The 13,064-nt window shown below is 44.0% G+C and carries 9 protein-coding genes; 5 read left to right on the forward strand and 4 right to left on the reverse strand.

Translation table 11 applies throughout. From position 1 onward, the window contains the following. Positions 1-6 precede the first annotated feature (6 nt). The 3 genes from DN752_RS16445 to DN752_RS16455 are packed head-to-tail and all read left to right on the forward strand — an operon-like array spanning position 7 to position 5,366. Positions 7-975 carry a PorP/SprF family type IX secretion system membrane protein gene (locus DN752_RS16445; protein ID WP_112784958.1) on the forward strand — a complete coding sequence of 323 codons (969 nt, stop codon included), beginning with the start codon at positions 7-9 and terminating at the stop codon, positions 973-975. A 9-nt stretch (positions 976-984) separates the two neighbouring features. Beyond that, entirely contained in the window at positions 985-2,964 is a 1,980-nt protein-coding gene (locus DN752_RS25260; protein ID WP_112784959.1) for an OmpA family protein, read from the forward strand. Between the two features lie 41 nt (positions 2,965-3,005). After that, a complete protein-coding gene (locus DN752_RS16455) occupies positions 3,006-5,366 on the forward strand; it encodes an Ig-like domain-containing protein (RefSeq protein ID WP_112784960.1) in 2,361 nt (786 codons plus the stop codon). 22 nt (positions 5,367-5,388) lie between these two features. Here the strand turns inward: DN752_RS16455 and DN752_RS16460 are convergent, their stop codons facing one another. Then, complete coding sequence (locus DN752_RS16460) at positions 5,389-6,129, reverse strand: LytR/AlgR family response regulator transcription factor (protein ID WP_112784961.1); 741 nt, start codon at positions 6,127-6,129, stop codon at positions 5,389-5,391. Between the two features lie 718 nt (positions 6,130-6,847). On the opposite strand from DN752_RS16460, the gene DN752_RS16465 reads away from it, so the two are divergent. Continuing rightward, the gene (locus DN752_RS16465; protein ID WP_162633236.1) at positions 6,848-8,464 is read left to right on the forward strand and encodes a PAS domain-containing sensor histidine kinase; all 1,617 of its coding nucleotides are present in this window, start codon (positions 6,848-6,850) and stop codon (positions 8,462-8,464) included. A 244-nt stretch (positions 8,465-8,708) separates the two neighbouring features. Further along, positions 8,709-9,590 (forward strand): 3-keto-disaccharide hydrolase, encoded by an 882-nt coding sequence (locus DN752_RS16470; protein WP_112784963.1) that lies wholly within the window; start codon positions 8,709-8,711, stop codon positions 9,588-9,590. Positions 9,591-9,650: 60 nt separating this feature from the next. On the opposite strand, the gene DN752_RS16475 is transcribed toward DN752_RS16470, so the two are convergent. From DN752_RS16475 to DN752_RS16485, 3 genes are all read right to left on the reverse strand, one after another. Continuing rightward, positions 9,651-9,914: a hypothetical protein gene (locus tag DN752_RS16475; protein ID WP_245949272.1), complete on the reverse strand. Its 264-nt coding sequence runs from the start codon at positions 9,912-9,914 to the stop codon at positions 9,651-9,653. Between the two features lie 198 nt (positions 9,915-10,112). Then, entirely contained in the window at positions 10,113-11,369 is a 1,257-nt protein-coding gene (locus DN752_RS16480; protein ID WP_112784964.1) for a DUF2264 domain-containing protein, read from the reverse strand. Between the two features lie 71 nt (positions 11,370-11,440). Continuing rightward, entirely contained in the window at positions 11,441-13,024 is a 1,584-nt protein-coding gene (locus DN752_RS16485) for a beta-N-acetylhexosaminidase (RefSeq protein ID WP_112784965.1), read from the reverse strand. Between the last annotated feature and the right edge of the window lie 40 nt (positions 13,025-13,064).

A 13,064-nucleotide genomic window follows, 5' to 3' on the forward strand; every position in this document is an offset into this window, starting at 1 on the left:
GAATCGATGAAAAGCTTAAAATACATCTTGATCGTAGCGGGGATAATTTTTACTTGCATGGATGCGAAAGCACAGCAGGCTCCCGTTTTCAGTCAATACATGTTTAACCCCTTGTTCTTGAACCCGGCCTATGCCGGGTACAAGCAACAGATTTACCTTCAGAGTTATTACAGGAGACAATGGACAAGTGTGCCGGGGAGCCCGGAGACATTTGCCATCTCCGGTGATGGATTGATTACCGATACCAATGTCGGGATCGGTGGCCACATAATGGTGGATCGTTTGGGCGCACAGAAAACCACTGGCGGATATGCCAATGCAGCCTATCACCTAAGGGTTTCCAATGAAGGTTATTTGAGCTTTGGGCTTGGTGCCGGACTGGTGAATACCAGTTTGGATGGCTCAATGCTGAATCCGATGGACCCCTCAGATCCGTCGGTGTCCGGTGGTAACGAAAGGGTCCTTTATCCTGATCTTAGGGCAGGCTTATTTTACTATAACCCAAAATTCTATGCTGGGCTATCAGCAGACAACTTGTTTTCCTCCAGCTTTAATTTTGACAATGGAGCCGTGCTGGTGCAGCCGTCCTCAAACATGTACCTGACAGCAGGTACTATCATAGATGTGTCCTATAATGTGGCCATAAAACCGTCGATCCTGTATGCAGAGGATTTTAACGGGCCTTCAAGGTTGGACTTGAATGCGTTTGTGCTACTGGGCGAAAAACTGTGGGTAGGTGCTTCATATAGGACATCGGTAAACCTTAAGGGAGAGGAGTTTCAGGGGGAAACCAAACGGCCGGTGTCTGTGGTGGGCTTATTGGAGTTTTATGTAAATGACCGCCTCAGGATTGGATATGCCTATGATCACAATGTATCAGGATTCAGCACCAAGGCTTTCTCTACACATGATTTCTCAGTGGGGTATTTGTTCCCGCCAAAACGCGTGAAATTAGTTTCTCCAAGATATTTTTAATTCCAATATATGATGAAAAGAACTACCTACTATTTTCTTACGGTATTGATATTGGCAGGGGTCTGTTCATGTTCCAGTTTGAAAAACAGGGACCTGATCAAAGGCGACCAGCAGTATGAGATGCTTAACTATGCCGTGGCAGTAAATCACTACAGAATAGCCTGGGAAAGAACAGAACTGCCGGAAGTAGCAAGAGGGTTGGCAAGATCCTATTTTGAGATGAGGGAGTTTGACCTTGCCGAATCATGGTATGCAAGGCTGGACAGGGAAGATCAGCTTTCTAACCAGGACAGGCTTGATTTTGCCAAGGCGCTGATTGCCAATTCTAAGTTTGATGAAGCGCAAAAACAGCTGATCAAGTACAACCGCTCCGAAGCTGCCGAAGTAAGCCAAGAGGAAATCAATAATTTGCTCGAGACGGTAAAAGAGGCCAAAACACTGCTTAATGCCTCCAAGGATGTACGAATCACCAACCTACAGGGTGTAAATTCTTCTTTTGCTGATTTTGGCGCATTTATCAAGGATAGTACTTTGGTTTTTGTCAGCGATCGTATGGACCAAGATCCCGATAAGATGAAAGTGGATCAGTACAATGCCCTGAGGAGTGATATTTATGGATGGACTGGAAATGGCTATTTGAACGTCTATGAAGCCACGGGCGACTGGGACAAGTACGATGTGGATACTGTCTTGATGCTAGATGAGTATAAGAGTGACCACCACAGTGGACCGGTATATGAGACTGAAAAGATGGTGTTCTGGGTAAAAGCCGGTAAGCCTGGCGATAAGAAAAAGGGCGATAATGTAAACAAAAAGAACTATACACTCTACCCTCAGGTGTTTTATAAAATGAAAAGAGATACCGTTTGGGGAGAGCTCAAAGGGTTACCATTCAATAATCCCTACGAGTATTCGGTGAGTGATCCGTTTTGGGATGAGAAAGAAGAGCGACTCTATTTTTCATCAGATAAGCCAGGGGGCTATGGTAAGGCAGATATCTATTATAGCAAGTTTATGGGAGAGGATAAATGGTCCGAGCCGATTAACCTAGGAGATGAAATCAATACGTTTGGAGATGAGCGGACGCCATTTGTGGATAATAAAGGACAACTTTATTTTTCCTCGGATAGTAGAAAAGGGCTCGGCGGATTGGATGTTTTTATGAGCAAGCCAAAGGGAAATAATTGGCAAAAACCAACAAACCTAGGAGCCCCAATTAACTCCACCCGTGATGATTTTGCTTATTTTATCAACCCCGAGATTCCTGACAGAGGGGTGCTCTCTTCTGACCGCCAAGGTGGTGAAGGATGGGATGATGTGTACGCCTTTGTGCTGGACATAAACTCTAAGATTTTCCTGAGTGGTACCGTGAAGGACAAGGAATCCCTTCTGCCACTTCCCAATGCCGTGGTCGTGCTGTCCGACAGAAGTACGGGTACTGAATTTACCTACGTTACTGACGAAAAAGGGGAATATAGCTTCCAGCTGAATGAAGAGACCGTTTACGATATCGAAGGTAAAAAGACCGATTACATTACCGCCGAGATCACGGGATTGAGCACCGAAGGGATCAGGTTGTTTGCCGATAGCACCATTGTCAGGGATCTTTACCTTGATAAAATCGAGATTGGCAAAACCATCGAGTTGGAGAATATCTATTATGATTTTGACAAATGGGAGATCCGACCGGATGCAGCATTGGAGCTTGATAAATTGGTCAAAATCCTAGAGGACAATCCAACGATGAAAATTGAGCTGAATTCCCATACAGATAGCCGCGGATCAGATTCCTATAACCAGACACTTTCTGAAAAACGTGCCCAGTCAGCAGTGGATTACATCATCTCAAAAGGTGTGTCCAGGGTGAGAATTGAGGCAAAAGGCTATGGAGAGTCCAGGTTGCTAAACGACTGTGACGATGGGGTGGAATGTACCGATGAGCAACACCAAGATAATCGTCGTACTGAATTTACGATTGTGGATTATTAAGGAGAGAAGTTTTTTCTAAGTAACACTTTGCCCTAGGAGGGATGAGTTCGGTAGTAGTTAATAATACCCTTCACGTTAATTTTTTAGGTGTCAAGACTGTCCGTTGGGCGGTCTTGGCCTTTTTATGTGTGTTTTTTATCCTGCCTACTCAAGTCAAGGGACAGAAGGTGTATGCGGATAATTATATAGGTAAAAGCGGTAACGTTCCTAGTAGTATTATTGACGCTTTATTTCCCCCGTATAATAAACTGACTGCGATAAATGGAGGTGAAGCTGCCTTGGGAGGTGACGAGCAATATGCGAGGTTACTATCTAGCGCAGGTCTTATTGTTGATATAGGTGCATATAAGGGGTATGTTGAGATCCAATATGATGAGATTGTCCCCGCCAATACACCAACTTATATCAGAGTGAATGGCGATGCGGGATTACTTGAACAATTATTAGGAGGGACGCTAGGTGAGCTTTTGAGTGGGGTGGCCGGCAGCATCCTGGGAAAGCAAATAATCAAAGTAGAAGCAAAAAATTCAAATGGGAATGTGTTATTTGACCGAAGTACACTTGGAGGACTGGGGGCTGATGACCTTAAAATGGTCAAAGATAGAAATGGTAATTACCACTTAAAGTTTACCCCAAACGTGCCTTATCAAAGGCTAAAAATTACCAACCTGACTACTGCTTTAGCTGGTCTTGGGGTTGAATTTTATCTTGATGTGTATGAAGCTTTTTATTTTGGTAATGAATGCAATTATGCTCCCGAATTTATCTCTTACTATGGAAGTGGAATTAATTTAGACGCGTTAAATCTAGGCGGAGGGATCGTGGAGCATCCTGAAAATGCCATTGATGATGATCCCTCCACAGCGTCTTCAGTGAGTCCTGGCTTATTGAACGTTCTAGGAAGTTCCACGCAGCAATTTTACTTCACACAAGCCTCTGCCCCTACAGATGAGGTGATGGTGACATTGAGTGGAGACCCTTCTCTAGTGAATATAGAATTGTTGAGTAATGTTTCCTTTAAAGCTTTTAATGGAGATTTGCAGGTATTTGAGCAAGATTTGGGAGCCTTGTCAGCAGAACTGTTGGGCTTGATCAAGCTGGACCTGCTGGGGCTTCTTGGGGAGGGAGAGGCGGCGACTTTCCCAGTTTCGCCGGGTGTTCCATTTGATCGGTTTGAGATCAGTGTAGGCTCTTTTTTGGATGTCGATGTGGGCGAAGCCCTGAATGTCCACGAGGTGGAACGCACTGTCGGCATGCCCGATTTTGGAGGGGTGACAGGTAATAATTATTCCATTTGTGAAGGACAGTCCCTGAGTGTATCACCGCAGAGCTATGGAGGAGCCTCTCTCCGCTGGTATGAAGCACAAGAAGGAGGTACTCCCATTGGTACCACCGAAAGCTTGGATATCGATGAAGTGACAGAAGATAAAACCTATTACGTATCCAGCGTAGACGAATGCAGCGGCTTGGAAGTAGCGTCCGCTAGGGTAGCAGTGGAAGTGGATGCATTGGCTGTGCCCGAAGAAGAGGATTATGAGGCACTTCCCAGTCAGGCGACCTATGGTGAAGGGGAAGTGGTGGTGTTGGAGCCCAATTTAGAATCGAGTGCTGGTATAGAGGATCCACAATTTAACTGGTCAATGGCACCAGATGGAGTGCCTGCCATTACAGATGAATGGGTAGTGGATAAGGGTGATCACACTGTGACTTACCGCTTACGACCCGATGGAGCGTTGGAGATCGAAGGGCTTCAGCCGGAAGATGAAATCGATGAAGTCTACTTGGTCCTGCAAAATGGTGATACGGGCTGTAAGGCCATTGAAGCAGTGGAGCAGGTGTTTGTCATCCTGCCCATCAGTGGGATGCGATTTGAGGGATATGCGAAAGGGGACGGGAATTATTTGAATTGGGAGTTTAGTGCCCGGACACCACTGATGCAGCTGATTGTCCAACGCGCTGGTCCAGAACTCCAATGGTACGAAATAGGAGATTTATCCCTGTCAGGTGATCATATTTATGGAGGTGTATTTGATTTTATGGATGAAACTCCTGTTGCTGGAGTGAATTTCTATAGGATCAAAACAGTACCGTTTGACGGTAAGGAAGGGTATTCAGCGGTAATCCGGTTGGATCGCGAGAGTAAAAGTCACCAGGTATTTAGTATTTTTCCAAATCCCGTAGTAGATACCCCTGTATTGAGAAACCATACTTCGAAAGAGTTTAATCATATTACCGTGCAGGTCATAGGCCAAAATGGAGAGGTGGTGGATGATTTTACGCTAGGCCAGTTGCTGTCGGGAGAAGCTAAGAAGCTCCACGGGGCCAAATCATTGAAGCCAGGGGTTTATGTTTACATGATCTATACCCAAGGACACACCCAGCGAATAAAAGTAATTTGGTAAAGATTAACTTAAAAGGCTGTATTTATCGGGTCACTTGATTTAGTCTGGACAGGATGTTTTGATAGTAATTTCTACCTACGGGAATCGATTGGTCTTTTATGATGATTTCTTTGGAATTAAGGGCGTCGATCTTATCCAGATTGACGATATGGGCCTTGTTGACTTTACAGAAAAGCATGGTTGGTAACTTGTTTAGGACGTCTTTGAGGACGTTTCTTAATGTGTATACGGTGTTGTTTTCTGTACTGATATGGGTATAGGATCCATCTGCCTTGATCCAGTTGATGTCATCGACGGCCACTTTTTTGAGATAGCCCTTGTCCCTGATAAAAATCGAGCCTTTGATTATTTTGTCATGAAAAATGAGTTCCGAAACTTTGTCGGAGTTTTTACTTTCAAAATTACTAATGGCCAAGGTAAGGGTGGTGATTAAAGTGTCCCTGGAAAAAGGCTTGACGATATACCCATCGGGAGAGATTTCTTTTACCCTATTGAGTGTTTCTTTGTCCGTGGAGCTTGTGAAAAAAATAACCGGAATACTGAACTTTTCACGAATGTCATGAGCTATGTCAATGCCGTTGCTGTTGCCTTTTAAATGGATGTCCAGCAATACCGCAGCAGGAGACTTTTCGAATAAGGTGCCTTCAATCTTCTCGTCTGAATCCAAGATACCGCAGACCTCATATCCTTCAGTTTCCAATAGGTCTTTGGTATTATCAGCCAGCTCAATATTGTCCTCTACGATCAGAATCTGTGTTTTCATAGGTTGTCAAACTTGTGATTTGTATGCAAAATATGTCAATAATAAGCAGAATTTTGGTAAAAAAACATAGGTTTTTCGTAAATGTATGGAAATACTTAAAAAGCCTGAATCGGATAGATCTGAGTTGGTAATATAAACCATATTTATGGGTTAAAAATACTGATAACCGTAAAAAATCAACAGAAATAGGTTAATAAATGACCTAATTATGTTACCTTACCTTTGAAAACAGTTCGATATAATCGGTAGGAGGGGAGGGGCGTAATGGTGATAGAATTTATCGTGTGATAGCAAGATTGTAGTGTTTTTTGTTGTAAAGTACCATGTCGATAGCAATCGTCATAAACTTGAAATTATATGTGGGGGAGTTTGTAGGGAGATCAAATGGCCATTGTTTTTGTATACAATGTCGAAGGACTTGAGAGGAATGTGAGGCCGTTTTTGCTATTGTCTGCTTACGTTTGCTATAAGGTGGATTAAGGCTAAGCATGTTTTTGATAGAGATGAAATAGGAGCTTTAGAAGGTTGCTGAGTGATTCGAGCAGGTTCTTCTAAAATTGGAAGATTATAATTTCATTAGCGAGGTATTGGGATAGTAAAAAAACCTTGTATTTTAAGAAGGAAGGGAATGTTGAAAAATTCATGTTCAATAAACACAAATAACCAGAATTTACTTTTTCAAGGAATTTATCATGAAAAAGGAAAGTACCAACGTAATATGTGTTCGTACAAGGAAGGGGTGACCATACTGAATATTTCTAAAGAGATTTTAAGCATACAGCGGTTGTATTCAAGTGGAAGGATATCTGCTGAAAAAGCGTTCCGGGAATTCGAACGAATGCTTTCTGAGATAGCGGGATTTAATTCCATCCTTTTTGGAAAATGTCAAAAAGATCGTGTGGAGACTTTTGTTTGTTTTGATTCTATCAGCAAGCCAAGCTCCGATTTAGTGTACTGGAACATTACCCAAAATTTGGCAAGCAATATAGTGAGAGCGCATATTGATGCGCTCCACCGCGGGGAGGTTGTCGTCTCTAAAGAGACCATCCAGTTGGATGATGCTGATTTTGTGATCGATAACTTTGTGCTGTTTCCGGTTTTTTTAGATGAGGGCCAGGAAGGTTTCTTATTGCTTTTGAATACCGATACCGAGGCTCTTCTGAGGAATGAGGAAGTGGCGCGGCTAATCGCTGATGCATTGGGGGTGGTGTATCTTTCAGAACAGCAAAAGGGGATATCCAATAAAGAAATAGGCCAAACCAAGAAAGAAGAACTTTTGGACATGTTGGTGGAGCATTCTTCTGATGTGATAGCTCTTTTTAATGTGGACTGGAAACCAAATTACCTATCTCCATCAATCGAGCGGGTTTTTGGATTTGATAGAAAGCAGCTGATGACTCCTTCTTTTTTTGAGCAATTTAGAAGTGGTGCCAGAGAATTTAAAAAGGTCGTAGTTAACGGAGTTGAAAAATACCGCTTTAGCCATCATGATGTTGCTGGTGAAAAGATATGGCTGGAATCGGTTTTTGATACTTTGTATAACAGTGAAGGTGATATCCATGGGTATTTTGCCATCATTAGGGATATTTCTGAAGAACTCGAGGGGAATAAGAAGATGAAAGAGACCTTAGAAAAAGAAAAGGCCTTGAATGAAATGAAATCGCAGTTCATTTCCATTACCTCCCATGAGTTCAAGACGCCCCTGTCCACAATCAAGTCGAGTGTTGAGATTTGTAATATAGAGCTGGAGCGGCAGCTTAGCAAGCATCCTTCTGAAGGAAAGTTCAGAAAGCATTTTAATAGGGTGAACAGTGAAGTGGATCGAATGAACTCGTTGCTGGTGAATCTCCTGAATCTCGAAAAAATCAACCAAGGAATCATTCAAGTTACTGTCAAAGACAAGAAGATCAATAGCTATCTTAGGGCTTTTTTGGAGGACTGGGTAGAGCATGATACAGTGGTGTTTGAGTCATCATTGCCGGATGGTTTTTCCTATCCCTTGGATGTGAGTCTTATGAATCAGGTGATGACCAATCTGGTAGAAAATGCCCTTAAATATGGCAGCAGGGATAGGCACGTGATAGTGGGGGCTAGCCAAGATGAAGGCAGGTTGATTTTGACCGTCAAGGATTTTGGGGATGGTATCCCCGTACATGAGCAAGAGCATCTTTTTAAGCCATTCTTTAGAGCGTCAAACTCCAATAAATATGACAAAGGGTCTGGGTTAGGCCTAATGATTACCAAGAAGTTCATTGAACTCCAAAACGGAACGGTCCGCTTTGAATCTGAGGAAGGCGAAGGTACTTGCTTCTACCTGACATTTCCGTTGGCATGATTCGAAGATAAAAAGGAGGAAATACCCTTAACTAAACGGCATTGATTACGGGGCTAACAATAACTTAGCTAGGTTCCCAACGTGTTCTACTGATCCGTATTTACACCTTGGCTTCCGTAAGAATCAAATGCCAGTATCTGATGTGATTTTCTTCTTCAAAATTCAATTTTTTTTTAAACTGGCCTTGTTTGTCCTTTTTCTGAACTAATTTAATGGTTTGTGAAATTAACCTGATTCAAAAAACATGAAAAGATTACTATTGCCCATTTTAGCTATTTGTATCTGCAGTGCCTGCTCCAAGTCCACCCAACAAGCCCATGAGTCTGATGGAACGGGGGATGATATCGTGTCCATTGACCTTAAACAGGGCTGGAAGTCATTATTTAATGGCAAAGATATGAACAACTGGAAGGTGAAGATTTCCAAGCATGAACTCTATGATAACTACGCCAATACCTTCCGGGTGGAAGATGGCATGATGAAGGTACGCTACGATGGTTACGAGGATTTTGACAAACAATATGGCCATATCTTTTATGATCAATCCTTTTCAGCCTATTTACTTCATCTTGAATATCGATTTGTGGGTGAACAAGCACCAGGTGGCGAAGGCTGGGCATTGAGAAACAGCGGGGCAATGCTCCATGGTCAAGCCCCCGAGAGCATGTTGAAGGACCAGGATTTCCCCATTTCCATTGAAGGGCAGCTTCTTGGTGGTGATGGAGAACATGATCGCACGACCAGTAATCTGTGTACCCCAGGGACGAATGTGGTGATGGATGGAGAGCTGTTTACGCCACACTGTGTGAGCTCCACATCTAAGACCTATCACGGGGAGCAATGGGTGTCGGCTGATTTTTTAGTATTGGCAGATTCCGTTGTCCAGCATATCGTAGAAGGGGATACGGTAATGACCTATTACTCTCCTCAGATTGGAGGCGGAAATGTCGACCCTGTTGATCCGGAAGTCAAGCAGGATGGTAAGCTGCTTTCTGAAGGTTATATTTCCTTGCAGAGCGAAAGTCATCCAGTTGATTTCAGAAAGGTCGAGTTGTTTGATTTGGCTCCTTATATGGATGATCAGGCCTCACTTAAGGCCGTTCTTGATGAGCTGAGAAAACGCTAAAGGATCGTTTGGAAAGGAATCCCTCCTTGACCCATCGGGATGATCTTGGGATAGGATAAATTATTTATTGGATTCCTTTCGCTTTTCTTCTGCCTTTTTGTTTTTGGGTTTCTTATAGAAAAACCACCAAAATATGCCCAGGACAATTACCACAAGAGGAAGTACCAAATAAATAATGATGTCCGAAGTGGTACTTAGGTCAATCGGTTTATCTGTTCTTGGGGTTCCTGTGGGGATTTGTGCATAGACATTTTGATAAGCAATGGCTATCAATCCCATCACAAGGGCTAGTATCCGGTGCATTCGTTTAGTCATCTGCTCCATAGTTGTGTAGGTTTGCTTAAAGTTATGGAATAGATGGGGGAAATGTAAGCGATTGAAGATTAAAAATGACTATTCTATGGTAGTTGGTGACGGTAAGTTCGGGCGAATCCGCATTGTGTGGAGGTGAAAAATAGGGGCGATATCGGAAAGTGACCAGGTGTGAAAAAGCCGGTGAAAGTCTTCACCGGCTTTTTTATATTAGAATGAAATGGCATGATCCGCTTGGACACTAATGCCCGCCCAGGCTTTTTTTGCTGTCCAATCTTCCTCAGGGGCTGTCCAGAATTCATGATCAGCGGGCAAGCCCAATGGTAAGAAACCCAACGTACACAAATAAAGGCTTCCTGTCGAGATATATGAATCTCCCATTTCCGGTTGATGGCCACAAAATCCGATGGTCAGCCAGCCGTCTTTATCAAAGGTACCAGGTGCTTCAAATTGCCTTTTGATAATGGCACTTAAAGCACTGCGGACTTGGGCGCCAGAAATAGCCTCTGGCAGGATGCCCAATAATGCGGTCTCTGCCAATGGCTGGAATGCCCCCACACGATAAGTGATGGACCTTCCTACGGGTGGATAGGTGCCTTCTGGCGAGATCAACCGTTCCTGCTGCTCGGCAAAACGGGTCATCCTTTTGCCAACGGTCTCATAGAGTTTTTCATAGCTTTTCTTTTTGGATGCAGCTACTTTCAGCACTTGGAGCATCATGGGCTGGATGACATAGCCGTTATAATAGTCCATGTGGAAGTTTTGGCCATCGCCGTACCAGCCGTCACCCACGTACCATTCGTCGTGTTTTTTGACGGCAAAATCTATCCGCATGAAATCCCCTCCTTCACCTACAAACAGTAAAAAGGCGTCCAGCATCGCCCCAAAGAGCAGCCAGTTGTTATAATACGGAGGGATAGCTTCTTTCTGATTTTTGATTTCTTGGACAAATCGTCGCTTCACTTCATCGTCCAGCGGCTCCCAAAGTGCTTCCGGTGCACGCATGATACCATGGACCAAAAATGCTCCGTCCACTAGAGGCTGGGAACCTTCGGTCCAGTTGAGGTAATCAGGAGAAGAAGGATCTACACTGTGTGCGATGCTCTTCAGTGCTTTTTCTTTGAGGTCTTTGCGCATATTTCCTTCTTCGTCAGAAGATTCCGGTAGTGCTAGCCAAGGAGCCACACCGGCCAGCGTTCTTCCTAAGGCCTCTAAGTGGGTGACGTTTTCACGACCTCTATAGGCTTTTGGAGGGGTTTCTACGGGCATGGTCGCGCGCAGTTTCCCTAGGCTCATCTGGGTGAGCATAGGAGAGGCAATTTTATATAGGGTCGCAGCCCAATAACTTCTGGAATTAGGGTTGGAGGTCTTGGCTTCCGCAAGAGAGGATTTAGCGGACAAGGTGCTCGGTAATACGCCAATGGCTCCTGCTGCAGGAATGTATTTTACGAAAGATCGTCTATTCATAATGTATGTATTTTATAATTTAAAATTAGTCTATTTGCACTAATTTTCAAGTAACATCTTAGTATTGGCAGTTATTTTTTTAGTACCGGTTCTGGGTGGTTTTTAGGATCGAAAGGATCGTAAAAGTAAATCCCCGCTTTTTGGTAAAGGGCAAGGTGATTTTTCAGTCTAGTGGAGAAGTCTTCAAAATCTTTTTGCTCTTCTGGCGTCCAAGCGATCTCTGCAAGCGCTGCCAGTCTGGGAAAAGTCAAATAGTCCAAGCGATCTTCATTAGTGACCGTTTCTGTCCATAAATTAGCCTGAAATCCCAGAATCAATGAAGTTTTGGAGGCAGGGATGTTCAGCTTGGTTAAGCTAAAATCATAGACACGCTGAAGTGGATTGAAATTACCGCCCCATTTTCTGCCAAAACGGTCATTTTCCTGCTGGACAAAATCAAAATATAGCGGTATTCTCGGGCAGATGACTGTGGGGATATCATTGTCCAATAGTTTTTGTAGCTGCTGAGGCTGATCATGACGCCACCAGAGCAAGATGCTTTGGCTCGTAGGGAGGCCAGCTTCGGCCATTTCGTCCCAAGCAAGTATGGTGTTGTTCAGGGAGAAGAGTGAGTCAGCCATTCGTTTCATAAAGTAATCCTCCACGTCCTTCAGGTCCTCCAATTGCTGGGAGGCCATCAGTTGTTGCACTTCTGGGTCATTTTTCCATTGTTGGTTCCCAAAACTCACTTCATCTCCACCTAGATGGATCATGTGCCCAGGGAAAAGCGCGTCAACTTCTCGGAGAATGTCTGTCAGGTATTGGTAAGTGCCCTCTTTGGCAGGATGAAAGGTGAATTCCGGATATTTTTCTGACCCACCGCCACTAAATTCAGGGTAAGCTTTGTTGGCCGCAGTGGCATGCCCCGGCATGTCGATCTCGGGAATGATATCGATTTTTCTTTCTGCTGCATAGCGGACGATTTCTTGGATTTGAGATTGGCTGTAGTATTGAGCGGGGGCGTAGGGATCGCTGTTATCGCCAATGCCGCCAACCAGCGCCAGTTTGGGGTACTTTTTGATGGCTATTCGCCATCCTTGCGCATCGGTAAGGTGCCAATGGAATTTGTTGAGCTTGTAATAGGCCATCCAGTCAAGTAGGGATTTTACTTTTTCCACACCAAAGAAGTGCCTCGACTCATCCAGCATGAATCCCCTCCAAGCGTATGCCGGAGAGTCGTTGATTTTCCAAGTAGGGATGGCCAGCTGACCGTGGGAAGCATCCGCTTGATCTGCCAATTGCAGCAGCGAGATGATGCCTTGGAATATGCCGGTTTCAGTAGCGGAAGTGATGGTGATACCGGTGGTCTGGTCGATAAACAGTTGGTAGCCGCCATCTTGGGTTTCCGTCAGGGCCAAGTTGATTCCGGATTTTGTCGCTTCGGAGGTTTGTATGCTAATGGGGAATGATTTTCTTTCAAGAAGTTCTTTTTGCAAAAAATAGGCCTCCTCTTTTAGCAGGTCATTTGAGTAGTGGATTTTTGTTTTTGGGGTGATGGAAAAGTATTCTTCTCCACCCTCGAAAGTGGTCGGTAGCGGAATGATTTCAGGGCTGCTTTGGCCGAAGGAAACCAAGGAGGATAAGTAAGCAAAAAAGAATAGGCAATATATTTTCATGGCTTAGGCATTTGCGGGGAAGGATGAATGTAATCAATAA

The sequence above is a fragment of the Echinicola strongylocentroti genome (assembly GCF_003260975.1).
Taxonomy (GTDB): Bacteria; Bacteroidota; Bacteroidia; order Cytophagales; family Cyclobacteriaceae; genus Echinicola; species Echinicola strongylocentroti.

Bases quoted from the DNA above. Each gene is read 5' to 3' on its own strand.
- DN752_RS16445 (WP_112784958.1), top strand. From the start codon at position 7: ATGAAAAGCTTAAAATACATCTTGATCGTAGCGGGGATAATTTTTACT.
- DN752_RS25260 (WP_112784959.1), top strand. From the start codon at position 985: ATGATGAAAAGAACTACCTACTATTTTCTTACGGTATTGATATTGGCA.
- DN752_RS16455 (WP_112784960.1), top strand. From the start codon at position 3,006: ATGAGTTCGGTAGTAGTTAATAATACCCTTCACGTTAATTTTTTAGGT.
- DN752_RS16460 (WP_112784961.1), bottom strand. From the start codon at position 6,129: ATGAAAACACAGATTCTGATCGTAGAGGACAATATTGAGCTGGCTGAT.
- DN752_RS16465 (WP_162633236.1), top strand. From the start codon at position 6,848: ATGTGTTCGTACAAGGAAGGGGTGACCATACTGAATATTTCTAAAGAG.
- DN752_RS16470 (WP_112784963.1), top strand. From the start codon at position 8,709: ATGAAAAGATTACTATTGCCCATTTTAGCTATTTGTATCTGCAGTGCC.
- DN752_RS16475 (WP_245949272.1), bottom strand. From the start codon at position 9,914: ATGGAGCAGATGACTAAACGAATGCACCGGATACTAGCCCTTGTGATG.
- DN752_RS16480 (WP_112784964.1), bottom strand. From the start codon at position 11,369: ATGAATAGACGATCTTTCGTAAAATACATTCCTGCAGCAGGAGCCATT.
- DN752_RS16485 (WP_112784965.1), bottom strand. From the start codon at position 13,024: ATGAAAATATATTGCCTATTCTTTTTTGCTTACTTATCCTCCTTGGTT.